Genomic DNA, 26138 nt, shown 5'->3' with positions numbered 1-26138 from the left:
GTGAGGGCTTGCGTGGCACCGAAACTGACCATGCGGACATTTTCGGCGCCGAGAATGTCCCCATGGTCACCCTCGATACGCCCCAGCACCGAGAACGACGCCACGGACACCCCCACTGGGCCCCACCACCAGCCTTCGCCGCCCCCGTTGGCCGCGCCACCATCGGGCACCCGTACCGATGACCGCGGGCTGGCCCATTCGGCGCCTTCGTTGCCCTCGTCGGATGCTCCACCGCGTCCCACCGCACCGCTGGTCGCGTCCCTGCACCCCGGAATCGGAGCACGACCAAGCCCACGAAACTCGACGCGATCGGGAAGGAACGAAATCCGCAAGATCGGCGCCCACCGTCGTCGCTGGGTTGTGCGCGGGCATGCTCAGCCGAGCCCGAGTGGATCCAGGACCCCGTCGATCCGCTGGTCCTCCCTGGTGAGGAACACACCGAACTCGTCGCCGGTCAGGTAGGCGTCCGACCAGTAGTTGTCCCGGATCGCGGCGCGCCATTGCGGGGTGGCGTGCAGCTTGTCCAGGGCGCTGATGAGGTTGTCGCGTTCCGCCTGGCTGGTCCCTGGTGGGGCCAGCAGCCCCCGCCAGTTCGTGAACTCCAGGTCGACCCCGACCTCGTGCAGCGTCGGCGCGTCGATGCCGTCGATCCGCTCGGGCCCGGTGACCGCGAGAACCCGGAGCTCGCCGGCCTCGATGGCGTGCCGGTACTCGCTTGCCCCGGCGGTCGCGATGTCGACGTCGTGCCCGAGCGTCGCGGCGAGCAGCTCGCCGCCGCCGTCGTGCCAGACGTAGTCGGTCTCCTGGGGGTCCTCGCCGATCTCCGCGGCGAGCAGCATGGTGGCCAGGTGGTCCGGGCCGCCGGGACTGGACCCGCCGCCGACCGTCACCTGGTGCGACGGGTCGGTCCACTCGCTGAGGACGTCCTCGAACGTCGCGTAGGGGGAGTCCGCGGGGACCAGGATGGCCTCCGGCTCCTCGATCAGCCGAGCCAACGGGGCGGCCTCGGTGATCGGGGGCGTGGCCCCGTGCACCCGCGCTCCGGCCACCAGGCCCAGACCCATCTGCAGTACCAGGCGGCCGTCGTTGTCCCCCTCGTACATCAGCCGGGACAGCGCCGAGACGCCGGCCCCGCCGGAGAGGTTGAACACCTCGATCTCGGTGGCCAGCCCGGCCTCGGTGGCAGTGGCCGCCAGGGTGCGGGCGGTGGTGTCGTAGCCGCCGCCCGGCGGTGTGGGCACCATGAGGCGTACACCGTCGAGCGGCTTGGCGAAGAGGCCGCCGGTCGTGGCGCCGCAGCCGGCCAGCAGCAGCACCGCGGCCGCTGCGGCCAGGCTCCGGCGCGCACCCCTCATGCCGGCGACTGCCCCTGCCGCTCACCGTTGTCGCCTTCGCGGACGGCGCCGGCGGTGGTGGCGGGCCGAATCCGGCGCAGCGCCCTGAACACCGGGCCGGCCAGCGAGAGCACAGCGAGCCCGAGCAACGCCGCGGAGATCGGCTGGGTCACGAAGATCGACCAGGCGCCGTTGGAGATCTGCAGCGCCTGGCGCATCGACTCCTCCATCAGGCCGCCGAGGATCAGGCCGAGGATGAGCGGAGCCGCCGGGAACCCGTTCTGCCGCATCAGGTACCCCAGAACGCCGAAGCCGAGCAGCAGCCAGAGGTCGAACACGTTGAAGCTCAGGCCGTACACCCCGACGACGCAGAACACCACGACCAGCGGGATCAGCAGCGCCTTCGGGGTCTTGAGTACCTTGGCGAACAGCGGGATCAGGGGCAGGTTCAGCACGAGCAGCACGATGTTGCCAACGTACATGCTGGCCACGACGCCCCAGAAGACCTCGGGCCGCTCGCTGAGCATCAGCGGACCGGGCTGCACGCCGAGTACCAGCAGGGCGCCGAGCAGGATCGCGGTGGTCCCCGATCCGGGGACCCCCAGGGTGAGCAGCGGGACGAAGGATCCCACGGCCGCGCCGTTGTTGGCGGACTCCGGTGCGGCGATGCCCTTGATGTTTCCGGTACCGAACGTCTCCGGGTCCTTGGCGATGCGCTTCTCCGCCGAGTAGCCCAGGAACGACGCCACGGTCGCCCCGGCGCCCGGCAGCACACCGGTGAAGAAGCCCAGGAGTGAGCCGCGTCCCGCGGCCGGCGCCATCTGGCCGATATCGCGGCGGCTCAGCCGCAGCGAGGTGACCGCGCCCTCGACGCCGCCCCCGGTCCTGCGGGCCAGGATCGTGAACACCTCCGCTAGCGCGAACACGCCGAGCGCGACGATAAGGAACTCGACGCCCTCATAGAGCTCCGGAAGGTCGAACGTGAAACGGAGTGTGGCGGTCTGGCCGTCGATCCCGACGAGGGCGATCATCACCCCCAGAACGGCCGAGATCAGCCCCTTGGTCAGGTTGTCGCCGGCCAGCGAGACCACCGCGGTCAGGCCGAGGACCATCAGGGCGAAGTACTCGGCGGGGCCGAAGCTCATCGCGAGCCGCGCCAGGTACGGCGCGATCAGCATCAGCAGCACGACACCGACCGTCCCGCCGACGAACGAGGAGATGGCCGCGATCGCCAGAGCCTTGCCCGCCTTGCCCTGGCGGGCCATGGGGTAGCCGTCGAAGGACGTCGCGACCGTCCCGGCGATGCCGGGCGCGTTCAGCAGGATGGAGGAGGTCGAACCGCCGAAGACCGCGCCGTAGTAGACCCCGGCGAGCATGATGATGGCGGTGGTGGGGTCCATCCCGTACGCGATCGGGATCATCAGTGCGATCGCGCTGATCGGGCCGAGCCCGGGGAGCACGCCGATGACCGTCCCGGCGAGCACGCCGATGACGACGAACACCAGATTCTCCGGCGACAGCGCGATACTGAACCCGTAGCCGAGCTGGCTGAGAGTGTCCATGGTGGGGCTCCGGTCGACTCAGAAGGGGAACGGCCCCTGCGGCAGCGATACGTTCAGCCCTTCGGACATCCCGAAGTAGAGCAGCGCCGTGACCCCGACGCTGACGAGCGCCGTGACCAGGTGCCGGCGGTAGCCGAGGTACCAGGCGCTGCCGGCGACGTACAGCGCGGTCGTCAGCAGGAAGCCCAGGGGCACGAGCAGGGCGATGTAGCCGGCGATCGACGCCACGAACAGCAGGAGCTCCAGCCGGGTGTCGGCCAGCCTGCCGAGAGGCGCCTCGCTGGAGGCGGTGCCGGGGCTGGCCGGGTCATCCGGCGAGGCCGCACCGCCCGCCGCGGTTTCACCGGTTTCACCGGAATCCTCGGCGTCCCCGGTGTTCCCGCCGGCCCCGGCCGGGGTGCCCGCGTCCGTCCCGGCCGGCGGTGTCCGCTGGACGAACAGGGCGGCCGCGAGCAGCAGCAGAAGGGCGCCGAGCCACTTCGGCAGGGTCGACGGTTGAACCGGGACCTCGACCGCGGTGAACTCCGGCAACTGGAACGCCAGGACCAGGTAGCCCGCCGCGACCAGGGCGATCGCGACGGCTACCGTGCGGTTGGAGAAGCGGAACCCGAGCACGGTCGATCAGCCCTGGTCCCCGCGCAGCCCGACCTCGTCCAGGATCTCGGCGGACTGCTCGTGGTTCTCGTCGAGGAACGTGCCGAACTCCTCGCTGTCCATGTAGGACTCTTCCCAGCCGAGGCTCTCGGCCTCCTCCTGCCAGTCGTCGGTCTCGACCATGTCGCCGAAGAGCTGGTCGTAGTAGGCGACCTGCTCGTCCGTCATCTCACCGGGCCCCATGACGCCGCGCCAGATGTTGAAGTCGTAGTCGATGCCCTCCTCCTGCAAGGTGGGGGTGTCGGGCAGCGAGTCGATCGGTTCCGGTGCCGTCACCGCCAGCAGCCGCGCGTCGCCGGAGTCCACCATGGGGGCGGCCTCGGCGGCTCCGGAGGCCACGGCGTCGACGTGGCCGCCGACCATCTGGCTCATGGCCTCTCCGCCGCCGTCGTAGGGGATGTAGTTCAGCTCCGTGGGGTCGCCCCCGGCGGCCTGCACCGCGCCGGCCAGCGCGACGTGGTCCATGCTGCCCGGTGCGGAGCCGCCGGCGATGCTCACCGACTCCGGGTCCTCGGAGATCTGGTCCACGAGGTCATCGAAGCTCTCCAGGGGCGAGTCCTCGGGGACCGCGAAGGTCATGTACTCGGTGGCCAACCCGGCGAGCGGGGTGAAGTCGGTGTGGTCGTGGTCGGATTCCCCGGCCAGCGGAACCAGCAGGATGGGCGGGCTGGTGACGAAGAGCCGGTGCGGGTCGTCGGGGGTGGAGGCCACGTCGGCCCAGCCGATGGCCCCGCCGCCACCGGGCTTGTTCTCGACCTGCACCTCCTGTTCGACCAGTTCGTTGTCCACCAGCACGCGCTCGGTGGTGCGGGCCAACTGGTCCCAGCCGCCGCCCGTCTCCGCCGGTGCGATCAGCTCGATGTGGCGTTCGGGGGTCCAGTCGCCGTTGGCGTCCTGGCCGCCTCCCCCGCCGCACGCGGTACTGAGGAGGACCACGGACGCTCCCGCGGCGACAGTGGCGGTTAGGCGTGGTGCGCGGTACATGTGCGTCTCCCATGTCGAACGATGCGCCCGGCAGCGCCGGTTGTGCGTTAACGCACAGGAGAACAGCGCGAAATATATGGGAAAACCGTTGTGTCGGTTGTGCGAGCAATGGTGGTAGTGAACGTTGTGGTCGTTGTGTTCGCGAGGCGCACGAATCGCCGGCCACGTGCGACGATAGCGCCGGCGGGCACCGCTCCCGCCCCCCGCCGGCGCGTGACCAGCGACCGTGAAGGAGGCTGCCGGTGCGTCCCAGGATCACACTGGCCGGGCAGTTCCTCGCCCTGCAACTGGCGATCGTGGTGGCGGTGCTCCTCGCTGTTGTCGGGGTGTCAGTCGCGCAGGCCGACGCGCGGTTCCGGCAGGTCGAGGGGCAGGCGATGCTCGCGGTGGCGGAGTCGGCCGCGTCCATGGACGCCGTCCGGGCCGGGCTGGCAGCTCCCGAGCAGCAGGGCATCCTGCAGCCGACCGCGGAGAGCCTGCGCAGTCTCTCCGAGGCGGAGCACCTGATCATCACGGGGACGGATCGGCGCATGCTGTCCTCCACCGACCCGCGTGAGATCGGCCGGGAGATGGACTTCGGCGAGAGTTCCGTGCTGTCCGGGAGCACGTGGATCGGCGTGGTGCGGATCGGTGAGGAGCGCGTACTGGCCGCACACGTCCCGGTGATCGACGACGAGGGCGTGATAATCGGGGTGGCCGTCGCGGGCCGCAGCTACCCCGGCCCGGTCGAGCAGCTCGCTACCGCCGCGCCGACGCTGCTGGTTTACGTCGGCATCGCGAGCGTCCTGGGCGTCGCGGGCTCCCTACTGCTCGCCCGCAGAATCAAATGGCAGACCCTCGGCCTGGAACCCGGCGAGATCACCCGGCTCGCGGAGGACCGCACGGCGATGCTGCACGGCATCAAGGAGGGAGTTCTCGGCCTGGACCGGGCAAACCGCGTCACCCTGGTCAACGACAAGGCGGCGGAGCTGCTCGACCTGCCCGGTGACGCTGTGGGACGAACGCTGGACGAGCTCGGCGTCGACACCGAAATCCGCAGGGTGCTCACCGATGAGGAACAGGAGCCCGACCGCGTCGTGCTCATGGGCGAACGCCTCGTCACGCTCAACTCGATGCCGTTGAACCGGGGTAACCGCAGAGTCGGGTCGGTCACCACCATGCGCGACCGGACCGACCTTGCCCAGCTTCAGCAGGAGCTGGACTTCACCCGAACCACCACCGAGGCGTTACGCGCCCAGGCGCACGAGTTCAGCAACCAGATCCACGTGATCACCGGACTCCTGGAGCTGGAGGAGCACGACGAGGCCGCACGGTACGTGAGTACCATCGGTGGGGCGCGCACCCAGCTGTCCGACGACGTCACCTCCCGGGTGGCCGACTCCTCGGTCGCGGCGCTGCTCATCGCCAAGGCGAGCCTGGCCGCCGAGCAGGACGTCACGCTGCGCGTCTCCGCCGGAACCGGCCTGGACGCCCAGGATCCCGATCTTTCCGCTGACCTGGTCACCGTGGTGGGCAACCTTGTCGACAACGCTCTGGACGCCGTCCGGGGCGGGCCCGACCCGTGGGTCGAGGTGGACCTGGCCGAGGACAACGACGCGGTGCGGGTACGGGTGAGCGACTCCGGGCGCGGCGTGCCGCCGGAGCTGGCCTGGAAAGTGTTCCTGCGCGGATTCAGCACGAAGGGCGCCGAGAGCGTCTACCGGGGGGTCGGGTTGGCCCTGGTGCGCCTGGTGTGCTCGCGCAGGGGCGGCTCCGTCGAGGTGGACGGTGCCGAGTTCACCGCGCTGCTGCCCACCGGGGTCCCACGGCGTCCGCCGCCGTAGGCGAGCCGGACCAGCGACAACCACGACCGCCGTACCGGACGAAGGAGACGCCGCATGATCCGGGTGCTCGTCGTCGATGACGACTTCATGGTGGCGCGGATCCACCGCCGTATGGTCGAGCGGATTCCGGGCTTCACCGTGGTCGGGGAGGCCCACAACGGCGCCCACGCGCTCTCCCAGGTCGCGGAACACCGGCCGGACCTCGTCCTGCTGGACATCTACCTCCCCGACATCAGCGGCATCGAGGTGCTGCGCCAACTGCGCGACACGGGTGACCCGGAGGTGGACGTGCTCGTGGTCACCGCGGCCAAGGACGCGGCAACCGTGCGCAAGGCGTTGCACGGCGGAGCGGTGCACTACGTGATCAAGCCGTTCGACGCCGAGACCCTGCGTGAGCGGCTGACCCGCTACCAGGAGATGCGTACCGTTCTGGAGGACAGCGAGGCACCCGGCCAGGCCGACATCGACCGGGTTTTCGGCGCCGCCGCCGGCCAGGCGGTCCAGCCGGGCCCCGGACCGCGGGGGCCGTCGATGCCCAAGGGCCTCACCCCGGAGTCGGCGCGGCTCGTCCGGGGAGAGCTGAGCCGCGCCGGTGAGGTCTCCTCGACCGAGTGCGCCGAGCTGACCGGGCTCTCACGGGTGAGCGCCCGCCGCTACCTGGAGTTCTTCGTTGAGGCGGGCAGCGCCGAGGTGCGGCTGCGCTACGGCACCGCCGGCCGTCCCGAGCGCCGCTACCGGTGGACCGGTGGCCGGCCGGAGTGAACAGCATCGTTCGGGGGGTAGGGCGCGAGGTTACGTGTGGGTATGATCCCGCCATGCGGTCGAAGACCCCTGAACCACCCGTCCCGCGCCGGCGGGTCTCCGACTCCGAGCGCGAGGCCGCGGTGCGGCGGTTGAACCGCGCGTTCGCCGAGGGGCGGCTCATCATGGAGGAATTCGACGAACGTCTCTCGTCCGCCTGCACGGCCACGTTCGACGACGAGCTGGACACCCTGCTGAGTGATCTTCCACTGCCCGGCGACATGCCGCCCGCCCCCGGCGAGGCCATCGAGCTCCGCACGGGCAGCGGCACGGTGAAGCGGAGCGGCGACTGGGCGGTGCCCAGGTGGTTGCGGATCACGTCGGATTCGGGGACCGTCCGGCTGGACCTCACCTCGGCCACGATCTCCCACCCGGTGGTCGACATCGAGCTGACCGTCGACAGCGGTACCACCGTCATCACGCTCCCACGCGGTGCGACCGCCAACGTTGACGCGCTGACGACACGCGAAGGATCCATCCGGTCCCGGGTGGCCTCCGGGCCCTCCCCGGAGGGTCCGCACCTCCGGGTCAGCGGGCACATCACCCTGGGGGCGGTGAAGCTTCGCTACGGGCTGTCGCGCTGGCGGCACTGACCCGGTGGCGGGTCCGGGGTCCGGAACACCCGGCGGTCTTCCCCTTCGTGCCGCCCTTTGGCAGGCTCGCCTCACACGCTGTAGGGCGAGCCCGGTGGTAGACCCAGCGGCACTGACATCGAGATCGGGAGAACCGAATGCGGAACGCGGTGGGCGCGGTGGATTCCGTCCTCCTCCTGGGCGGGCGGAGCGAGATCGGACTGGCCATCGTCGAGCGTCTGGTGCGCGGCGGCGCGCGCAGGATCGTGCTCGCGGCGCGCGACGCCTCGGTGTCGGTGCTGGAGTCGTTGCCGGAGAGGCCGGGAGCGCAGAGCGCGGGGACGATCGCGGACGCGCGCGACCAACTGCTGTCCGCCGGCGCCACCGAGGTGCACCCCCTCGACTTCGACGCCGCCGAACCCGATACACACGCCGACGTCGTCGCGGCGGCGGTGAAGCTCGTGGGCGACCTCGACGTCGTCGTAGACGCGTTCGGTGTCCTGGGCGAGCAGTCCACCTACGACCATGACCCGGTGGCGGCCGCGGGCGCCGCGGCGGCCAACTTCACCGGGCACGTCTCCACCGGGATCGCTGTCGGCGCGCAGCTGCGGGAGCAGGGGCACGGCACCTTCGTCGTGGTGTCCTCGGTGGCGGGTGTGCGGGTGCGGCGCGCCAACTACGTCTACGGCGCCGCCAAGGCCGGCCTCGACGGGTTCGCCCAAGGGCTCGGCGACGCGTTGCACGGCAGCGGGGCCCGGGTACTGATCGTGCGCCCCGGCTACGTTCGCACGCGGATGTCGGCACACGTCTCGGCCGCGCCGTTCCCCGCGACCGCGTCGGAGGTGGCCGACGCGGTCGCCGAGGGCCTGCGGACCGGCTCGGAGGTGGTCTGGGTACCCCGGAGGCTGCGGTTCGTCTTCGCCGGGATGCGGTTGCTGCCGCGTTCGGTCTGGCGCCGGCTGCCGCGCTAGGTAGGGCCGGGGTGCTCGGGTGCGAGGGCTTCGCCTTGGGCGGGGACCCGTGAGCCCGATTCCGGGATCTCGACCGTGCGCATCCCGTGGGGCACAGGGCACCCCTTGGGGAAGGTGCCGATCCGGTCGGGCTGGTAACCATGGGGGTAGCTACGGATCTTCGGGCTCTTGCGGGCCCATTGCGGCTCCTGGCGCGGCGGAAGGAACCGGACCGCCCTGGCGCGCGCCCGCATGGCGATCGCGGCCGCGCCCCGCGTGAGGCGCGAGGGACGCTCGTACCCGAACGCCTCGATGAGCCGATCGTCGAGCAGCCCCATGGTGAGCGACCGCATGGCCGGCCGCAGCCACCTGGAGGAGAAGCTGATCATGATGTTCAAGGTGGCGTCGGAGACCTTGCGGCCGCCCTCGGAGTAGCCGAAGTGCGCCCGCTCGTAGCGGTCGAACAGCTCGTAGAACTCCGCGTATGTTTCGGGAATCTCGCGGATCCCCATGTGCTGGCCCAGTGTGCGGTAGTAGTTGGTGCTCGCCGTGATCTCGTGCTCGGTCATCCGGCGCCAGCCGAATCCCCATTCGTTGAGCCAGCGTGGCGGCATGACCACGAACGTGCTCAGCACGTAGCGGTAGTCGTCGTTGCTGATGTCGTAGGAACGGTGCATCTGGTTCAGTCGGCGCACAGCGTCGCGGCCGCGGCCGGCCTCGAACCCGTACTCCAGGATGTCGTTCAGGATCAGCGCGGTGTCGTCGTACCGCCGCTGCGTGCGCTGGGTGAACTCGCCTGTCTCCAGGAGTAGCCCACCGATGCTGGGCACAGCGTAGGTGCGGTACAGCGCGAGCCCGAGAGCCTGCTCCATGTCCCACGGGAACTCGTGGGTGGCGAGGATCTGTGTGATCCGGACCCGGTGCCGGTCCGGGTCCAGCCGGTGGATCTCCTGGTACCAGTCAAACCGTCGCATGGAGAGCACTCTCTCGGTGTCGGTTTGGGTTGTGCGTGGCACACTGTCTGGTCGTAGCGTAACCGCGCCACTACGGGATCCGTAAGCCCTGGGCCGCGCTGGTTAGCGTGCGAGCGGGGTCATGCGGGCATCGCCATGGTGTCGGCGACGTGCCGGATAAGCGTCAGCAGGACGTCCTTGCTGGAGTGGCGCGTGCGCGCGTCGCAGAGCAGCACCGGTACCCGCTCAGAGAGGTCGAGCGCCTCCCGGACTTCCTCGGAGGCATAGCGGTGCGCCCCTTCGAAGCAGTTCACCGCGACGACGAACGGCACGTGATGCCGCTCGAAGAAGTCCACGGCCGAGAAGCACGTCTCCAGGCGCCGGGTGTCGGCCAAGACGACCGCGCCCAGCGCCCCTGTGACGAGCTCCTCCCACAGGAACCAGAAGCGGTCCTGGCCCGGGGTTCCGAACATGTACAGGACGATGTCGTCGCTGATCGTGATGCGGCCGAAGTCGAGCGCGACCGTCGTGGTCGTCTTCTGCTCAACTCCCTCGAGGTCGTCGACACCGAGACTGGCCTCGGTCATGTGCTCCTCGGTACTCAGCGGAGGAATCTCACTGAGCGTGCCCACCAGCGTCGTCTTGCCGGCCCCGAACCCGCCCGCGACGAGAATCTTGATAGCGGAGGGGATCGGGCCCGCGTTCTGTTCAGAGTCGTTCGATGCCATTGAGTACCGCCTGGAGTAGGTCCCGGCTGACCGGGTTGTCTGCTGTGTACGGGGCACGGGCCAGCACATGGCCCCGGCCGATGAGGTCGCCGAGCAGGACCTTGACCACCGCAACGGGGACGTCCAGGTGCGACGCCACCTCCGCCACCGACAATGGCGTGCGGCAGAGGTCCAGGATCCGCACTTGTTCCGGTTCCAGAGACATCTCGTCCACCGCACTGTTGGCGGAGATAACCACGCTGACCAGGTCCAGCTCGATGTTCGCGGGATTCTGCCGACCATGGGTGATCACGTACGGCCGGACCAGGGCGTCGCTCGCGTCGCCGGAATCGTGCTCGAACTCGTGTCCGTCGGCCATGGTCACCTCCCGCCTACCGGCCGCCCGGAGAGCCGGGCACCTGGCCGTCGGGCACGTTGTCAGTCGGTCGCGGCGCCGCGTCGAGGAACTTGCCGACCTGCTGGACCATGACGTTCATCTCGTAGGCGATGAGGCCGACATCGGAGTTCTCCTCGGCGATCAGAGAGAGGCAGGCGCCGGAGCCCGCACTCGTGACGAACAGGTACGCGCGTTCCATCTCGACGACGGTCTGCAGCACCTTCCCGCCGTCGAACTGGCGGCCGGTACCCCGGGCCAGGCTCTGGAACGCCGATGCCACCGCGGAGAGGTGCTCGGCGTCCTCCTTCGCCAGTTCCTGGGAGCGGCCCAGGAGCAGGCCGTCGGCGGAGAGCAGGATCGCGCACCTGGTGCCGACGGCTCGTTCCACCAGCTCGTCCAGAAGCCAGTCCAGGTCCCTTGCGGCGTTGTTCGTCGTCACGGTCACGAATCCTTCTCGGTGTCGGTAGTGCGGTGTCGCGCGTCAAGGCGCCCGCGTTGTGTTCCGTGCTGGAAGGCCGTCATGTCCCGGCGGAGCCGGTCCGAGCGCTCCCGGTCGGTCACCTCCGAAGGGGTTTCTGTGGGGGTGTCCGAGGGGCCGGGAGGGGTGTCGTAGAGCTGGGGCGCCAGGTTGGTCTGGGGTGTGCGCTTGGGCAGGGCGGGACGTGCGACGCTGGGCGTCTCCGTCTCCGGCACCGGCTCCGGAGCCGGAGACGGAGACGGGACATGCTCGCTCGCGGCGCCGTTGCTGCTGGCGTGCGGTGCCGTGCCGGACCTTTCCCGTTTGGGGAGGCCGGAGGCCGTGTACTCGCCCCCCGCGGAGTTCTGTGTGCTGTGCCGGCCGGCGGACTGGCCGTTGGCGTTAGCGAGGACGTCCGGTTCGGGGGTGGTGCCGTCGGGGAGTGCCAGGGGGTCGCCGGCCTCGCTCACCTCGCTCACCTCGGTGGCATTGGAGGAATGAGACCTCGACGGGGCGTCGGTGACGACGATGTCAGGGGGAAGTAGCACGATGGCCTGGGTCCCGCCGTAGGGCGAGCTGCGCAGGTTCACCTGGATGGCGTGCCGGTACGCCAGGCGGGAGACGACGAACAGCCCTAGCCGTGTCCGCTCGTTCAGTCGCATGACGTCGAACTCGGGAGGCTCGGCGAGCAGTTCGTTGGCGGTCTCGAACTCCGTGTCCTGCATACCGAGCCCGCGGTCCTCGATCTCGATGGCAACCCCGTTGGCCACCTGCTCGCTGCTCAGCCGGACCTGGGTGTGCGGGGGAGAGAAGGTGGTCGCGTTGTCGACCAGCTCGGCCACAAGGTGGATGACGTCGGCGACCGCGGGGCCCGTGAGCGACACCTGCGCGATCTGCTCCCGCTGGACCCGGGTGTAGTCACCCGACTCCGAGATAGCCCCGCGCAGCACGTCGATCAGCGGCATCGGGCGGTGCCAGGTGCGGCCCGGTGTCTCGCCCCCGAGGATCAACAGGTTCTCGGCGTTCCGGCGGGAGCGCGTGGCCAGGTGGTCCAGCTTGAACAGTTCGGTGAGCTGGTTCGGGTCCTCCTGGTCGCGCTCCATCTTGTCGAGCAGCTTGAGCTGCCGATGGACCAGCGTCTGGCTGCGGTGGGCGATGTTCAGGAACACCCGGTTGATGCCCTGGCGCATTTCGGCCTGCCGGACGGCCGCGTTGATCGCGGTGTGGTGGGCCGAGTTGAACGACCGGGCCACCTGCCCGATCTCGTCGTTCTCGTCCCCGCCGGATACGCGTAGCGCTTCGGTGCAGACGGAGTCCCCCGGATTCGCACGCACCTTCTCAAGCGTCTCGGGCAGGCCGCGGTCGGTGAGTTCCTGGGTCTCGTCGCGCAGCCGGTGCAGCCTGCCGACCGTCAGCCGGGCGGAGCGGATGGCGAACACGAACACCCCGGCACCAAGCGCCGCGATGCCGAGGGAGCCGCCAGCGGCGAGCACGATGGCCCAGTTCGCCTGCTGCTGCTGGACCTGGGTGTACCACTCGGCCTGTTCCCCGCCGAGCTCGGTGAGGGCCTCCTTGACCGGTGTGTAGGCGGTGCGCCACTCGTCCTCGCTCACGGGAAGCGACAGGTCCTCTTCGCGGTCACCAGTCTCGGGGTCGATGTCCGAGGTGACCGTGCGTTCGGCGATTGTCTCCTCAAGATCGGTCAGGGTGGACCAATCGGAGCTGGCCCGCAGATCGCCGAGGGCGCGCTCCGGCTCGGGACCCATGCCATCGTGCAGCGAATGGAGTATCGCGCGGTACGAGCCCGCGAGGCGGGTGAACTCCGCCTGGTCGGCCATGCTGAGCTCGCCTGAGGCGAAGCTGCGGGCGAGCTGGGCGTCGGCCCGGGCAAGGATGTCGATGGCACGGAAGGTGGAGGTGGCGCTCATTCCGGGGCCGACGGCCTCCTGCGTGGAGTTGGCGTGCGCCTGCTCGTGGAAGACGTCCGCTCCGACCGCGGAGAGCTCGTTGTAGTAGGTGAGGATCTCGGAGCGGGACAACTCGCCCTGGTCCACCTCGTCGCGCACGTCGTTGATCTTGCCGAACTCCCGGTCGAGCGCGTGGAGCTGGTCGTGGACCTCGTGGGGAGTGCTGGACAGCCCGCCCTCGAACCGGTCGAGGACGGCGGCCATACGCTCGTCCGCCTCGGCGCGAGCGGCCTCCAGCGCCTCCCGGGACTCCCCGGGGCGTTCCACGTAGGCGGCGGTCGCCGAACGCTCGTCCATCACCGCGGTCAGAGCGATGGCCGTGGGAGTCAGCAGCTCGTCGTTGTTGTTGGCGACGGAGTACTGCGTGAAGGCGCCGTATGCCAGATAGCCGCTCACCGCCAACCACACCGCGACGAGGGCCGCTATGGGCACGAGGACGCCCCGGCGGACGCGGGATTCGATGCTGCGGACTCGCCTTTGCTTTGCTTCCTGCACTGCTCTCCTTAAGCCCGTAACGGCCCTGAGGCTGGAGTGCACCAAGTACGGAACCGTCCCCTTACCAGGGCTGGGGAATCACCCGAGGATGGTGAGGACGCGACGGTCGGAGGTGCGGTGGCGGGGACGACCGGTCGACGCGCTGAAGGTACCTCATATCTCCATCAACATGGAGGAATTGGCTTGGAATCGTATCTCGTACGCCGAGGCCCGCACCGGGCGTTCCCGGTGGCGCCGGCAGAGCGGACGTTCCATAGGAAACAGCTATGAACTGGTGCAATCCGGGGGCAAAGCACCCGTAATGTCTCCTGCCCCCGAAAAGTTGCGGAGGAAGAAGAATTATTAAATAGTTACGGTTAACGGCTGGAGAGTCAACCCACCTGGCGAGTGCGGTGGGGGCGGATTGCGGTTCGCCGGAAGTTACTCGGGGGCTGTCCAGAACCGGTGACCCGATAGAGGGTGCCGCGGCTGGTGGGGTGGCGTCCGCGATTGCTCGGCGCGCTCACGACCACTGCAGGTAGGCGAGGTAGACCCCGATCACGAGGAGCGACGCCCCCATCGCCGCGAACATCCACTCCACCCAGTGGCTCTGCCACCGGGTGCGGACGATGTGCGCCTCCTCCGGCCGGTCCGGGTTGTAGCTGACGGTGACGACATCGCCGTACCGTGAAGCGGTCCACGCGGTGCTGGCGTGCTTGGCGTGCACTTCCTCGCCGTCGAGCGTCTCGAAGCGCACGATCATCCGGGCCGCCGTGTTGGTCTCCTGGTAGCCGACGATCTGCCCCTCGGTGCTGGCGCCGTAGCGTGCGATGAACAGGAAGCGCGCGACATACCGGCCCAGATAGCCGAGGACCAGCAGACCGGAGAGAATGGGAAACAGGGGGTAGATGTTCGCCACAGAGCATCCACTTTCGACATACCTGGAGGGCGGTCCCGGCCGCGGGATTCCGGAGGGACGCTAGAAGCTGCTGGTAACAAAGAGGTTACGGCGTCGTCGGGTGTGCTGGGAAAGCCGAAGTCGGGCCGAAGCGTTCGCGGTGCGGGAATACCGCGAGACTGCCGGTTCCGGGCGCCAGTGGGGCACCGTGTCCCGGAGCCGGCTCCGGCGGAGAGCCTGGGAACCTCAACGGACTCGGGTCCGTACTCCGTGCAGGCTGGCATGCGCGTCACGGACAGTGTGGCACAGCTCGTGGGGCCGCGCCGCGCGGCCGGGGGCGGGGTCGCGCCCCCGGCCGCGCGCACGGTCACCAGTTCGTCGGCGTCGGTTGGCCCTCGCTGTAACCAGCCGCGCTCTGCACGCCCACGGTCGCGTAGTCGTGGAACTCCTCCAGCGTGCGCGCACCGGCGTAGGTCATGGAGCTGCGTACACCGGCGACCACCTCGTCGACGAGGTCTTCCACACTCGGGCGCTCCGGGTCGAGGTACATCCGCCCGGAGGAGATGCCTTCCTCGAACAGGGCCTTGCGGGCCCGCTCGAACGGGGTGTCGTCCGACGTGCGCAGCCGGACGGCACGGGCCGAGGCCATCCCGAAGCTCTCCTTGTACATCCGCCCCTGCGCGTCGCGCTGCACGTCGCCCGGTGATTCGAACGTGCCGGCGAACCAGGAGCCGATCATCACGTTGGTCGCCCCGGCGGCCAGCGCCAGCGCGACGTCGCGCGGGTGGCGCACGCCGCCGTCAGCCCACACCGAGCGGCCAAGAGAGCGGGCCTCCTCGGCGCACTCCAGGACCGCCGAGAACTGCGGGCGGCCAACGGCCGTCATCATCCGCGTTGTGCACATGGCGCCGGGCCCGACGCCGACCTTCACGATGTCGGCGCCCGCCTCGATCAGATCGCGTGTGCCCTCGGCTGTGACGACGTTTCCGGCCACGAGCGGGACATCGGGGTCCAGCGCCCGCACCTTCCGCAGCGCGCCGGCCATCTTCTCCTGGTGGCCGTGTGCCGTGTCCATTATCAGGACGTCGGCGCCGGCCTCCAGCAACTGGGCGGCCTTGCCCGCAACATCGCCGTTGATCCCCACGGCGGCAGCGATGCATAGCTTGCCCTGCGCGTCGACGGCGGGCTCGTACAGCGTGGAGCGGAGTGCCCCGGTGCGCGTCAGCACGCCCTCCAGCGCTCCGGACGAGTCGACGACCGGCGCCAGCCGGTGCCGGAAGTCGTGCAGCGTCCCGAACGCCTCCTTGGGGTCGGTCCCGGCCGGGATGGTCAGCAGGTCGGTGGACATGACCTCGTGCAGTTGGGTGAAGCGGTCCACGCCGACACAGTCGGCTTCCGTGACCAGGCCAATCGGGCGCCGTTGCGCATCGATGACGACGACGGCGTTGTGCGCCCGTTTGGGCAGCAGGTTCAGCGCCTCGCCGATCGTGCTGTCCGGGTTGAGGGTGATCGGGGTGTCGTGCAGCAGGTCGCGGCGCTTGGTCCAGGAGATGACCTCGGCGACCACGTCGATCGGGATGTCCTGCGGGATGACCGCGAGTCCGCCGCGCCGGGCGATGGTCTCGGCCATGCGGCGTCCGGCGACCGCGGTCATGTTCGCGACTACGATAGGGATCGTTGTTCCCGTTCCGTCGTGGGTCGCGAGATCCACGTCCAGCCGGGAGTCCACAGTGGAACGTCGCGGGACCATGAACACGTCGCTGTAGGTCAGGTCCTGGTCCGGGACTTGGTCGTTCAGAAAGTGCACGCCGCTTCCTCGGTCGCAAGCTCTTCGGGGCCCGGCGGGGCGGGACACCGGATGTCCCCCTGGCCGTTGCGGAACCTCTTGTCCCTCAATTATGGCCTGGCCGACTAGCTCGCATTGCAACTGTCTGCGATCATCTTCCGGCCGAAGGCCACCTCGCCCCGAGCGTCAGCGACCGCACCGCGTCTCGGTATTCCCAAACTGCGCCGAGGCCCGGATAACGCAGGAGATGACGATGACGAGCTTCACACTCGCGGAGGTCCGCGAGAAGACCTACAAGAAACGCGACGCGTGGTGGACAGTATTCATCGTCGACCCGCTCGCGTCTCGGCTGGTCGTGTGGACCGCCAACCGCACTGGCATCACGCCGAACCAGATCACCTTCGGCGCCGGAATCCTGGGTCTGGCAGCGGCCGTGTGCTTCGCGCTGGCGAGCTGGCCGTTGCTGGTGGCCGGCGCGGTGCTGTTCCACCTGAGCTTCGTGCTCGACTGCATGGACGGCAAGATCGCGCGCCTGAAGCGCAACGGATCCGTCTTCGGTGGCTGGGTGGACTTCATCTTCGACCGCGTCCGGTTCTTCGGCTGCATGATGGCGCTGCTGATCGGCCAGTGGGTGGCCACCGGCCAGGCCGTCTACCTGCTGCTGGCCCCGGTGGTGACCTTCCTCGACCTGATGCGCTACCTGAACGGCGCGCAGGTGGCCAAGACCCGGCAGAGCATGCGCGAGAAGCTGCGTGCCGCCGCGCGGGGCCGGGATGTCGGTGCCACGATGGACGACGACCCGGAGAGCACCGAGACCCAGCGCGAGCCGGGCGCCGATGGCGCGGGCGGTGACGAGGGCCAGAGCGAGCCGATCATCTTCAAGGAGGAGGCGCAGCGCGACCACCCGGACGCCGCTCCCGAGCACGTGTACGCCACCGCCGGCGCGCGCCTGGTCGACGTGCACAAGGGCTTCAGCGCCCGGTTCACCTGGTACGAGCGGTTCCGGAGCACCCTGCTGCGTGGCCGCGTTCGGCCGCACCTGTTCAGCGGCATCGAGTTCGAGATGTTCATCTGCGTTCTCGCTCCGCTGACCGCTCTCGTTGCGCTTGTCACGGCGCTGCCGAGCCTCATCATCGCGGTAACCGTGTTCTCGTGCGCGGCATTGGCCGCCTTCGAGCTGCTGATCGTCTACAAGCTGTGGCTGGCCACCCGGGACTTCGGGGTGGAGCTGCGCAGGCTGCGGTCCGAACACTGACCGGGAACCGGGATCCGGTCTGGGCCGGGGCCAGGTCGGGCGCCGCCGGGGTTCTGGAGGGTCCGGAGGTGGGGGAGCGAGGAACGAGCGACCACGCCGCAGGGCCCGAAGGTTCCCGGCCTCCAGGCGCCCGACCAGGTGAGCGGCAGCGAGCCCAGAAAAGCACAGTCGGGCGCCGCCGGGGTTCTGGAGGGTCCGGAGGTGGGGGAGCGAGGGACGAGCGACCACGCCGCAGGGCCCGAAGGTTCCCGGCCTCCAGGCGCCCGACCAGGTGAGCGGCAGCGAGCCCAGAAAAGCACAGTCGGGCGCCGCCGGGGTTCTGGAGGGTCCGGAGGTGGGGGAGCGAGGGACGAGCGACCACGCCGCAGGGCCCGAAGGTTCCCGGCCTCCAGGCGCCCGAGAGCGGCAGCGAGCCCAAAAACACTACCTAGCGTCGCGCGCTCGCCGGGGTGGTGCTTCCGGGTGCGGTATCGCGTTCGGGGCCCAGTATCCAGTCGGTCCTGGGCTCGACGGCCCACCGGGTCGCACTGCGTACCCAGGGAGTGCACAGCACGAACGTGAACGCCACGGCGAGCACGCAGTTCACTACCAGTGCGCCGTGCGTGCCGAGGTAGTCGTTGATGAACTCGTACCAGCCGAGCTGCTCCGCGACCCGGAGGACCAGGCCGTGCAGCAGGAACACGTACATGGTGAGCGCGCCCAGCTTGGTGAACCGGGTGGTCCGGTGCGGGACGAGTGACAGCAGGGCGATGGTGAGCGAGAACGCCAGGACCAGGAAAGTGACGCGGCCGGGTAGCCCTATCGGGAGCATGTCGACGTTGCGGTCGATCAGGCTCTCGCGCCAGTACACCCACTCGCGGCTGAGCTGCTCCAGGTAGACGTACGTCATCGCGGCCGTCACCAGGACGACTCCGACGCTCCACGCGCGCACCCAGGCCGACTTGAGTATGTCCAGGTGGCGCTGCTCTACCAGCAGGCCGGCGACGAAGAACGGCAGCAGGCTCAGGATGCGGGATTCGCTGAGGACTTCTCCGGTGGCGACCATGCCGCCGAGGAAGGAGATCCCGATCGAGACCGCGAATGGCCACCGGATCCGGTTCCACAGCGGCACTGTCAGCCGCCAGATGAACAGGGCGGCCAGGAACCAGGTGATCCACAGCGGCTGCAGTGGGGAGTCGGGCAGGTCGCGCCCGGCCGAGAGCGACTGCAGCGCGTAGATGCCCCAGAAGATGAGGTAGGGGGTGGCGATCGTGGTGAGTAGCTTGTCGATGCGGCGCCGGGAGCCGTCGTAGGACCGTGAGAGGTACCCGCTGATCAGGACGAACGCCGGCATGTGGAACAGGTAGATCCAGAAGTAGACGGCTTCGGCGATGCGGGTGTCGGTGAGGGGCTCGATGGCGTGTCCGACGAACACGAGCACGATCAGGATGAACTTCGCGTTGTCGAGCAGCGCGTCGCGTTTCTTCGGCGCGCCTCCATTGCCGGGAGAGGCGCCCTGCGCGCGGTGCGCGTCGGCTGCGCCATCGGGCGGGGACACGCTGGAATTGCCGATCTCGTCCTGAAGATCGGTGGTTGTTGAGGCCAACTAGGACTCCGAATCAGCAGTAGCGGGCAGCGTTCGGGGGAGTCGGCGCAGCGGGGCGTGCCGGGCAGCCGTGGGCATGCCGGATCTGGCTGGGCCCCGAGGAAGCCAGGGGTTCTGGGCCGAACCTGAGTCGGCTGGGAATTTCCTGAGAACCCTGAGAGTGCACACTACATCTTCAGGCCGGGTCCGGCCACGATTTACAGTGAAGAGGTGTCGACGGACCGTGACATTGTGCGTGGATTTCCACGTCATTGCCGGTATGTGTGGCCGCCCATGTTCTGGGTCACCCTGAACGGGTCGTTGAGCTGTACCGGTATGCTCCGCGGTCGTTGCCTCGAATGCCGCCGGACCGCCCGATCCGGCGCGGCTGCGGGGCTCGCGGCGCACGGCACTCCCCGGGAACGATGCCCGCGTGCCCGGCCGGTTCGATGGTGCGGCCGTTTGAGATTCACCACGCGCAGGAGAGACAATCGACCGGGTAGTTTGCCGCCAGTGACGTGGCCGGACGGACTACCGCACCAGTGTCCAGCAGACAGAGGCGGTGGAAGAAGTGCCGCACGCGGTCGATCCCCGGCGGGTTGCCGAACACAGCAGTGTGGTCATGCGGCTCGTCGACGAGGTCTTTCCGCTCGTTGAGGGGTTCTATGTCGACCTGCACAAGAACCCCGAACTCTCACATCACGAGCACCGGACCGCGCGCGCCGTAGCCGAATGGCTGGGCCGCGCCGGGTTCGAGGTCGAGACCGGGGTCGGTGGCACGGGTGTCGTTGGCGTGCTGCGCAACGGCGACGGGCCGACCGTTCTGCTGCGCGCAGACATGGACGCGCTACCGCTGCTGGAGAAAACCGGCCTGCCGTACGCGAGCACGGCGCGCGGCATCGACGACGGCGGCAACGACGTCCCGGTCATGCACGCCTGCGGGCACGACGCCCACACGGCGTGCCTGGTGGGAGCGGCCGACCTGCTGGCCGGTGCCCGGGACCGGTGGAGCGGCACCCTCATGGTGGTCGCCCAACCCGCCGAGGAGACGATCGACGGCGCCCCGGCCATGCTCGACGACGGCCTCTACACCCGCTACGGGCGCCCCGACATCGCCCTGGCCCAGCACCTCGGGCCGCAGCCGGCCGGGATGGTCTCGCACCGGGCCGGCGTCATCCTGGGCGCCACATCGACCCTGAAGGTACGGATCTTCGGCACCGGCGGGAACGCCTCCCAGCCGCACCTGACCGTCGACCCCGTGGTGATCGCGTCGAGCATCGTCGCCCGGGTGCAGAGCGTGGTCGGCCGGGAGGTCAGCCCCAGCGAGATGGCCGTTGTCACGGTCGGCGTGCTGCGCGCGGGCACCCGGGCCAACGTCATCCCGGACGAGGCCTACCTGGAGATCAACACCCGCGCGCTGAACCAGACCGTCTCGCACCGGCTGCACAGCGCCATCGAGCGGATCATCCGGGCCGAGGCGTCGGCCTCCGGAGCGGCCCGCGAGCCCGAGATCGAGGTGGTCGAAGAGGCCGGCGTCACCAGCAATGAGCCCGAGGCGACCCGGCAGGTCGCGCAGGCGCACCGGGCCTACTTCGGGGACGCCTACGTCATCGATCTGCCCGAGCCGTTCACCGGCAGCGAGGACTTCGGGGCGTTCGGGCTGCCCGGCGACCCCGACCCCGTCCCCTACGTCTACTGGTTCATCGGTGCCACGCCGCACGATGTCTGGCAGGCGGCCCCCGGGCAGACCCCCTACGAGAAGCTTGAGGCGGTGCCGGGCAACCACTCGCCGTACTTCGCGCCCGAACGGGAGCCCACGCTCACCGCCGGGCTGGCCGCACTGACCGTCGCCGCGCTCACCTACCTGGGACGCCCTGACTCCAGCCCCCCAGCGGGGCAGCGGCCCGCCTTCCTCCAGGACACCCCGCAGGGCACCCCCGTGATCAACGCGCCGCCGCCGGAGGAGCTCGCGGAGCCGGTCCCCGGTCCGCCGCCGGAGAGCTTCGCGCCACCCGCGGGCGAACCGGTCGCCCCTCCTGGTGGTGCCCCGCTGGGCGCGCCTGCCCCCGAGGGCGAGCCGGCCATCGGCGGCCCCCCGGCCTATGCGGCGTTCGACGAGCCCGCCCCGCGCGCCGACACTGACCCGTCGCCCTACGACCCCGTTCCCGACTACGGCGATGGCGGCGCCGGGTCGACACTCGCCGCCGACCCGGCCGATCTGCTGAACGACGATGATCCAGAGGGAGCACCGAATGGCGGGATGCCGGATCCGGGCGGTGGGCAGCCCAACGGTCCCGCGTTCCCCGCGCCACCGCCCCAAGGGCCGCCGGTAGCGGCCGCGCCACCGCCGCCCGACTCCGAGCCGTACCCGGCGGAACAGCCGTGGCCCGCTGACCGCCCGTACTACGGGTACGCCCCCTACGAGGCCAACGAGCAGCCGCAGGACCCGCCGGAGGACCCGCCCTACCGGTTGTGAGCGGGGCGCCGGGATTCGTGGTGCCGCGGGCCCCGGGTTCCGGCGCGGCCGCTAGGGCGGATCCGGTCTTAAGTATGGGCGCTGCGCAGGAGGACTCGGCGGGTCCGCACCCCAGAATGGGTCCATGGCGTCCGTGAGATGGGGTGACCGGCGGCGGCGGCGCGCGTTGCGGCATCCCAGGGAGAACCAGGCCCTTGCCGCGTGTGTCGCGGTCACCGCGCTTGCGGTGGCAGGGGGGATCAGCCGCACGCTCCAGGAGGATTCGACCCAGCCGCTGCTCGTGCTCGCCGTCCCGGCCCTGGTGTTCTTCCTGCGCGGGCAGATGTACGCCAAGCAGCGGGTCAACGGTGTGCGCATCACGGAGACCCAGTTCCCGGAGGCGCACCGCATGGTGGTCGACGCCGCGCACCGTCTCGGGCTGCCACGCGTGCCCGACGCCTACGTTGTCCTGGGCAACGGCCAGGTCAACGCGTTCGCGTCCGGGCACGGCTTCCGCAGGTACGTCTCGATCAACAGCGACCTGTTCGAGATCGGCGACCGGCTCGCCGACCCCGCGGCGCTCCGGTTCGTCATCGGACACGAGGTGGGCCACATCGCCGCCGGCCACGCGTCCTACTGGCGCCAGTTCGGGATCTCGGTGGCCAACCTCATCCCGGGCCTCGGCAGCACGCTCAACCGCGCGCAGGAGTACACGGCGGACAACCACGCCTACGACTTCTGCCCCGAAGGCGTCCCGGGGCTGCGCGTGCTCGCCGCCGGCAAGTACCTCTACTCCGACGTCGACTTCGACGACATCGCGGGGCGCGCCACCACCGACCAGGGCCTGTTCGTGATGCTGGCGAACTTCCTGTCCAGCCACCCCGTGAACACCTGGCGGTTCGCCGCGCTGGCCGACCGCTCCCAGCCCGGCCGGGTGCTGTGAGCGGTGCCCGTGTCCGGGAACGCCCGGTGGTGCGGCGCTGTGCGCCGCGGGGACTCAGTACACCGGGGCCGCCGGCGCGGGTCCCTTCATCTCGTGGAAGCCCGTCGTCGCGGCGACGAGCAGCGCCCCGTCCCACAGGCGTCCGGCCTCCTCGCCGCGTGGGACCCGGGACAGCACCGGCCCGAAGAACGCGACCGGCCGCTCCGAGTGGCGGTCCGCGGCGACGATCGGCGTGCCCACGTGCGTGCCAACGAGGGCGGTCCCCTCGGCGTGGGAGGCGCGGAGCGTCTCGTCGTAGTCGGATGTGGAGCCCGCCTCGGCCAGCTCGCGCGGCAACCCTGTCCGGTCAAGCGCGGTGTGGAAGTCACCCAGCCAGTCGCCGTGGCCCTCGCCTTCCTCATCCCGCCACAGTTCGGCGTAGAACCGGCCGAGCGCCGCGTGGCCGTGCTCCTGTTGGACCGCGGCGCAGATCCGGGCGGGGACCCACAGGTATCCTTCCGGGTCGCCCTCGGGGTCGTCGCCGCGGCCCTCGTTGAGCACCGACAGGCTCATCACGTGCCAGCCCACCTCGATGGGCCGGACCGTGGCCACCTCCCGCAGCCACAGCGACGCGACGAAGGTGTAGGGGCAGGACGGGTCGAACCAGAAGTCGACGGTTCCCGGTGGTTCCATGGCCGTGTGTCCTTTGCGATCGGATAATTACGGAAGCGGCGGCATGGTGCGGTGGCGGATGGTTGGGCATCCAGTGAGGGCAGCGAGGACGGCGGATGGCCCGGGCGAGCGCGTGTCGGTGCGGGTGCCCGCTGGTGGCGCGTGCGACGGAAGCAGCGACAACGGCGCATAGCCCAGGGGTGCTGCCTGGTGTCGCCGGGCTCGGGGCTCGGGACCTCCGCTCCCCGCCCCCGCATGTCCGCTACGTCCGGTTTTTGTGTCGATCTTGAGGATTGCGTTCCTTTGCCGCGCGGTAAAGGAACGCAATCCTCAAGATCGGCGCCCAGACCGCTCACAATCCGGACATAGCGGGCGCGCGAGGGTCCGCGCGGCACCGAAACTGACCGTACGGACATACTAAGCGCCGAGAACGTCCCCACAGTCACCCTCGATACGGCCCAGCACCGAGAATGACGCCACGGAGACCCCCGCTGGCCCCACCACCAGTCGCCGCCCCCGCCGGGCGCGTCACCATCGGGCACCCGTACCGATGACTGGGGGCCGGCCCGTCCGGTGCCGTCGCCGCCCCGTCGGAGGCCGTACCACGTGCTCACCGCAGCGGAGGGCGCGGAGGGCGGGACGAAAGAGGGCGTGGCCGAAAAGGGCGCCAAGGGCGGTCTCCCGGTCCTCGGCGCCCTTCGCCGGCACCGCCTCTAGGCTCCGGCCTCGCCCTCCTGGACGTACTTCTCCGCGAGCTGCCGCGGCAGGGGTTCGTGGCGCAGGTAACGGCGGCTGAAGGTGCCGGTGCCGTGCGAGAGTGAGCGCAGGTCGATCGCGTAGCGGGTGATCTCCAGTTCCGGGACCTCCGCCTTGACCAGGGAACGGCCGTCCGGCAGCGCTTCGGTGCCGATGACCCGGCCGCGGCGCGCGGAGAGGTCGCTCATGACGGCCCCCATGTACTCCTCGTCCACCAGCACCGAGAGCTCCTCGACGGGTTCCAGCATCGACATCTGGCTGTTCTCGGCGGCGTCCTTCAACGCGAGCTTGCCGGCCTTCTGGAACGCCATGTCGGAGGAGTCGACCGAGTGCGCCTTGCCGTCGTAGAGGGTCACCCGGATGTCCACCAGCGGGTACCCCGAGTGCACGCCGCTCTCCATCTGCGCGCGAACGCCCTTCTCCACGGACGGGATGAACTGGCGCGGCACCACGCCGCCGACGATTCTGTCGACGAATTCCAGGCCCGAGCCCGACGGCAGCGGCTCGACCTCGATCCGGCAAATGCCGTACTCGCCGTGCCCTCCGCTCTGCTTTACGTTGCGTCCGAACCCCTGCGCGGGCACGGAGAACGTCTCGCGCAGCGGGATCCGGACGGTGCCGGTCTCGACCTTGACCCCGTACCGGGTGGCCAGCCGGTCGGTGATCACGTCCAGATGCGCCTCGCCCATGCACCACACCACCAACTGGTGCGTCTCGGCGTTCACCTCGACGGTGAGTGTGATGTCTTCGGCGGCCAGCCGGGAGATCGCCTGGGACAGCTTGTCGTCGTCGGACTTCGAGGCGGGACGCAGCGCCACCGGGAGCAAGGGCTCCGGGAACGTCCACGGCGGGATCCGCAGCGGCTTCTCCCGGGAGGACAGCGTGTCGCCCGTTTCGGCCTGGGTGAGCTTGGCGACCGCGCAGATATCGCCGGCGATGGCCTGGCCGACCGGTTCCAGCCGCTTGCCCAGCGGGACCGACAGGGCCCCCACGCGCTCGTCCACATCGTGGTCCTCGTGGCCGCGCTCGCTCAGGCCGTGCCCGCAGACGTGTACGACCGTGTCAGGCCGCAGCGTTCCGGAGAACACCCGCATCAGGCTGACCCGGCCGACGTAGGGATCGCTGACGGTCTTGACCACCTCGGCGAGCAGCGGGCCGTCGGGGTCGCTGGTCAGGCCCTCGACCGGCTTGTCCGCAGCAGTGGTGACGTCGGGGAGCGGGCGCTCGGTCGGCGAGGGGCAGGCCCGGGGGAACTCCTCCAGCAGCTCCCGGACGCCGATCCCCTGAGTGCCGGAGACCGCGAGCACCGGATAGAAGCCCCCGCGGGCGACGGCCGCCTCCAGGTCGGCGATGAGCAGCCCGGGGTCGAGGTTCTCGCCCTCCATGTAGCGGTCCATGAGGGTCTCGTCCTCGCTCTCCTGGATCACCCCCTCGATGAGAGCGTTGCGCATCTCCTCGATTTCGTCGTCGAGGCCGGCGGGTGGATCGGCCTCCGCGCGCGACTCCCCCGAGTAGTCGTAGAAGCGCTGCGAGATCAGCCCGACGAGGCCACGCACCGTGCGGTTGTCGCCTTCGCCCGACGTGACCGGGTAGTACGCGGGAAGGACGCCCTCGCCAAAGGCGGCCTGGCACTGCTCCACGATGTCGTTGAAGTCGGCGCGCGGGTGGTCGATCTTGGTGACGGCGACAGCGCGGGGCGTGCCGATCGCGGCACACTCGTCCCAGAGCAGTTGGGTGCGGCCGTCGATCCCGTCCGTCGCCGAGACCACGAACAGTGCCGCGTCCGCCGCGCGCAGCCCGGCGCGCAGCTCGCCCACGAAGTCGGCGTAGCCGGGGGTGTCCAGCAGGTTCACCTTCACGTCGTCCACCGTTACCGGAGCCACGGTGAGGTTGACCGATCTCTTCTGCCGGACCTCGACGTCGTCGTAGTCGCTGATGGTGGTGCCCTCCTCGACCTTGCCCGGACGGGAGGTGACACCGGCTGTACTGAGCAGTGCCTCAAGCAGAGTCGTCTTGCCGGCTCCGGAATGGCCGACCAGCACCACGTTGCGAATGTCCGCGGGCCGATCGGCCTTGGGCGCCCTGCCGCTGGCCGCTGGACCGGATTTGTCCGCCATGCTTCCCAACCCTTCCCTGCCGTTGAGTGTGACGCGGGACACTCACTACCGTTCCCCGTTGCGGCCGGTATCACAAGG

Annotated in this window: 21 protein-coding genes; 7 read left to right on the top strand and 14 right to left on the bottom strand. The window is 69.8% G+C overall.

Going from position 1 to position 26138, the window contains the following annotated elements; genetic code table 11:
• Positions 1 to 374: 374 nt before the first annotated feature.
• The 4 genes from F4561_RS22770 to F4561_RS22755 are packed head-to-tail and all read right to left on the bottom strand — an operon-like array spanning position 375 to position 4534.
• The gene (locus tag F4561_RS22770) at positions 375 to 1355 is read right to left on the bottom strand and encodes a Bug family tripartite tricarboxylate transporter substrate binding protein (protein WP_184581398.1); all 981 of its coding nucleotides are present in this window, start codon (positions 1353 to 1355) and stop codon (positions 375 to 377) included.
• Positions 1352 to 2896, bottom strand: coding sequence for a tripartite tricarboxylate transporter permease (locus F4561_RS22765; protein WP_184581396.1), 1545 nt, complete (start codon positions 2894 to 2896; stop codon positions 1352 to 1354). The genes F4561_RS22770 and F4561_RS22765 overlap by 4 nt, the downstream gene beginning before the upstream one ends.
• An 18-nt stretch (positions 2897 to 2914) precedes the next feature.
• Entirely contained in the window at positions 2915 to 3511 is a 597-nt protein-coding gene (locus tag F4561_RS22760) for a tripartite tricarboxylate transporter TctB family protein (protein ID WP_184581394.1), read from the bottom strand.
• A 6-nt stretch (positions 3512 to 3517) separates the two neighbouring features.
• On the bottom strand, positions 3518 to 4534 hold the full coding sequence (locus tag F4561_RS22755) for a tripartite tricarboxylate transporter substrate binding protein (protein ID WP_184581392.1): 1017 nt from the start codon (positions 4532 to 4534) through the stop codon (positions 3518 to 3520).
• 242 nt (positions 4535 to 4776) lie between these two features.
• Between F4561_RS22755 and F4561_RS22750 the strand changes: the two genes are divergently transcribed.
• The 4 genes from F4561_RS22750 (at position 4777) to dprE2 (ending at position 8701) form a co-directional block, all read left to right on the top strand.
• Positions 4777 to 6357 (top strand): sensor histidine kinase, encoded by a 1581-nt coding sequence (locus F4561_RS22750; RefSeq protein ID WP_184581390.1) that lies wholly within the window; start codon positions 4777 to 4779, stop codon positions 6355 to 6357.
• Positions 6358 to 6411: 54 nt separating this feature from the next.
• Positions 6412 to 7119, top strand: a complete 708-nt coding sequence (locus F4561_RS22745; protein WP_184581388.1) for a response regulator — start codon at positions 6412 to 6414, stop codon at positions 7117 to 7119.
• A gap of 53 nt (positions 7120 to 7172) precedes the next feature.
• Positions 7173 to 7751 carry a DUF1707 SHOCT-like domain-containing protein gene (locus F4561_RS22740; RefSeq protein ID WP_184581386.1) on the top strand — a complete coding sequence of 193 codons (579 nt, stop codon included), beginning with the start codon at positions 7173 to 7175 and terminating at the stop codon, positions 7749 to 7751.
• 137 nt (positions 7752 to 7888) lie between these two features.
• Positions 7889 to 8701 carry a decaprenylphospho-beta-D-erythro-pentofuranosid-2-ulose 2-reductase gene (gene dprE2, locus F4561_RS22735; protein ID WP_184581384.1) on the top strand — a complete coding sequence of 271 codons (813 nt, stop codon included), beginning with the start codon at positions 7889 to 7891 and terminating at the stop codon, positions 8699 to 8701.
• On the opposite strand, the gene F4561_RS22730 is transcribed toward dprE2, so the two are convergent.
• The 7 genes from F4561_RS22730 to F4561_RS22700 form a co-directional block, all read right to left on the bottom strand.
• Complete coding sequence (locus tag F4561_RS22730; RefSeq protein ID WP_184581382.1) at positions 8698 to 9654, bottom strand: oxygenase MpaB family protein; 957 nt, start codon at positions 9652 to 9654, stop codon at positions 8698 to 8700. The two genes, dprE2 and F4561_RS22730, sit on opposite strands and share 4 nt — an antisense overlap.
• Before the next feature lie 119 nt (positions 9655 to 9773).
• Positions 9774 to 10361, bottom strand: coding sequence for a GTP-binding protein (locus tag F4561_RS22725; protein ID WP_184581380.1), 588 nt, complete (start codon positions 10359 to 10361; stop codon positions 9774 to 9776).
• Positions 10342 to 10719, bottom strand: coding sequence for a DUF742 domain-containing protein (locus tag F4561_RS22720; protein WP_184581378.1), 378 nt, complete (start codon positions 10717 to 10719; stop codon positions 10342 to 10344). Before F4561_RS22720 ends, F4561_RS22725 begins: the two co-directional genes overlap by 20 nt.
• A gap of 13 nt (positions 10720 to 10732) precedes the next feature.
• Positions 10733 to 11182: a roadblock/LC7 domain-containing protein gene (locus F4561_RS22715; RefSeq protein WP_184581376.1), complete on the bottom strand. Its 450-nt coding sequence runs from the start codon at positions 11180 to 11182 to the stop codon at positions 10733 to 10735.
• Entirely contained in the window at positions 11179 to 13656 is a 2478-nt protein-coding gene (locus F4561_RS22710; protein WP_184581374.1) for a sensor histidine kinase, read from the bottom strand. Before F4561_RS22710 ends, F4561_RS22715 begins: the two co-directional genes overlap by 4 nt.
• Positions 13657 to 14158: 502 nt before the next feature.
• The gene (locus F4561_RS22705; protein WP_184581372.1) at positions 14159 to 14554 is read right to left on the bottom strand and encodes a DUF3592 domain-containing protein; all 396 of its coding nucleotides are present in this window, start codon (positions 14552 to 14554) and stop codon (positions 14159 to 14161) included.
• A 346-nt stretch (positions 14555 to 14900) separates the two neighbouring features.
• The gene (locus tag F4561_RS22700; RefSeq protein ID WP_184581370.1) at positions 14901 to 16340 is read right to left on the bottom strand and encodes a GuaB1 family IMP dehydrogenase-related protein; all 1440 of its coding nucleotides are present in this window, start codon (positions 16338 to 16340) and stop codon (positions 14901 to 14903) included.
• 232 nt (positions 16341 to 16572) lie between these two features.
• Between F4561_RS22700 and F4561_RS22695 the strand changes: the two genes are divergently transcribed.
• Entirely contained in the window at positions 16573 to 17574 is a 1002-nt protein-coding gene (locus F4561_RS22695; protein WP_184581368.1) for a CDP-alcohol phosphatidyltransferase family protein, read from the top strand.
• 427 nt (positions 17575 to 18001) lie between these two features.
• Here F4561_RS22695 and F4561_RS22690 read toward each other — a convergent pair whose 3' ends face one another.
• The gene (locus F4561_RS22690; protein WP_221445586.1) at positions 18002 to 19159 is read right to left on the bottom strand and encodes an acyltransferase family protein; all 1158 of its coding nucleotides are present in this window, start codon (positions 19157 to 19159) and stop codon (positions 18002 to 18004) included.
• A 541-nt stretch (positions 19160 to 19700) separates the two neighbouring features.
• Here F4561_RS22690 and F4561_RS22685 point away from each other — a divergent pair.
• A complete protein-coding gene (locus tag F4561_RS22685) occupies positions 19701 to 21614 on the top strand; it encodes an amidohydrolase (protein ID WP_184581366.1) in 1914 nt (637 codons plus the stop codon).
• Between the two features lie 124 nt (positions 21615 to 21738).
• Positions 21739 to 22536 carry a M48 family metallopeptidase gene (locus F4561_RS22680; RefSeq protein ID WP_184581364.1) on the top strand — a complete coding sequence of 266 codons (798 nt, stop codon included), beginning with the start codon at positions 21739 to 21741 and terminating at the stop codon, positions 22534 to 22536.
• Between the two features lie 54 nt (positions 22537 to 22590).
• Here the strand turns inward: F4561_RS22680 and F4561_RS22675 are convergent, their stop codons facing one another.
• Together F4561_RS22675 and F4561_RS22670 are read right to left on the bottom strand one after the other, a co-directional pair.
• Positions 22591 to 23208: a mycothiol-dependent nitroreductase Rv2466c family protein gene (locus tag F4561_RS22675; protein WP_184581362.1), complete on the bottom strand. Its 618-nt coding sequence runs from the start codon at positions 23206 to 23208 to the stop codon at positions 22591 to 22593.
• A gap of 692 nt (positions 23209 to 23900) precedes the next feature.
• Complete coding sequence (locus F4561_RS22670; RefSeq protein WP_184581360.1) at positions 23901 to 26060, bottom strand: elongation factor G-like protein EF-G2; 2160 nt, start codon at positions 26058 to 26060, stop codon at positions 23901 to 23903.
• Positions 26061 to 26138: the final 78 nt, after the last annotated feature.

The sequence above is a fragment of the Lipingzhangella halophila genome (genome assembly GCF_014203805.1).
Lineage (GTDB): Bacteria > Actinomycetota > Actinomycetes > Streptosporangiales > Streptosporangiaceae > Lipingzhangella > Lipingzhangella halophila.
This window is presented reverse-complemented; position numbering and strand designations above follow the sequence as displayed.

Coding starts and splice junctions, on each gene's coding strand:
- F4561_RS22770 (WP_184581398.1), bottom strand. CDS start 1,355: ATGAGGGGTGCGCGCCGGAGCCTGGCCGCAGCGGCCGCGGTGCTGCTG.
- F4561_RS22765 (WP_184581396.1), bottom strand. CDS start 2,896: ATGGACACTCTCAGCCAGCTCGGCTACGGGTTCAGTATCGCGCTGTCG.
- F4561_RS22755 (WP_184581392.1), bottom strand. CDS start 4,534: ATGTACCGCGCACCACGCCTAACCGCCACTGTCGCCGCGGGAGCGTCC.
- F4561_RS22745 (WP_184581388.1), top strand. CDS start 6,412: ATGATCCGGGTGCTCGTCGTCGATGACGACTTCATGGTGGCGCGGATC.
- F4561_RS22740 (WP_184581386.1), top strand. CDS start 7,173: ATGCGGTCGAAGACCCCTGAACCACCCGTCCCGCGCCGGCGGGTCTCC.
- dprE2 (WP_184581384.1), top strand. CDS start 7,889: ATGCGGAACGCGGTGGGCGCGGTGGATTCCGTCCTCCTCCTGGGCGGG.
- F4561_RS22730 (WP_184581382.1), bottom strand. CDS start 9,654: ATGCGACGGTTTGACTGGTACCAGGAGATCCACCGGCTGGACCCGGAC.
- F4561_RS22725 (WP_184581380.1), bottom strand. CDS start 10,361: ATGGCATCGAACGACTCTGAACAGAACGCGGGCCCGATCCCCTCCGCT.
- F4561_RS22720 (WP_184581378.1), bottom strand. CDS start 10,719: ATGGCCGACGGACACGAGTTCGAGCACGATTCCGGCGACGCGAGCGAC.
- F4561_RS22695 (WP_184581368.1), top strand. CDS start 16,573: ATGACGAGCTTCACACTCGCGGAGGTCCGCGAGAAGACCTACAAGAAA.
- F4561_RS22680 (WP_184581364.1), top strand. CDS start 21,739: ATGGCGTCCGTGAGATGGGGTGACCGGCGGCGGCGGCGCGCGTTGCGG.
- F4561_RS22675 (WP_184581362.1), bottom strand. CDS start 23,208: ATGGAACCACCGGGAACCGTCGACTTCTGGTTCGACCCGTCCTGCCCC.
- F4561_RS22670 (WP_184581360.1), bottom strand. CDS start 26,060: ATGGCGGACAAATCCGGTCCAGCGGCCAGCGGCAGGGCGCCCAAGGCC.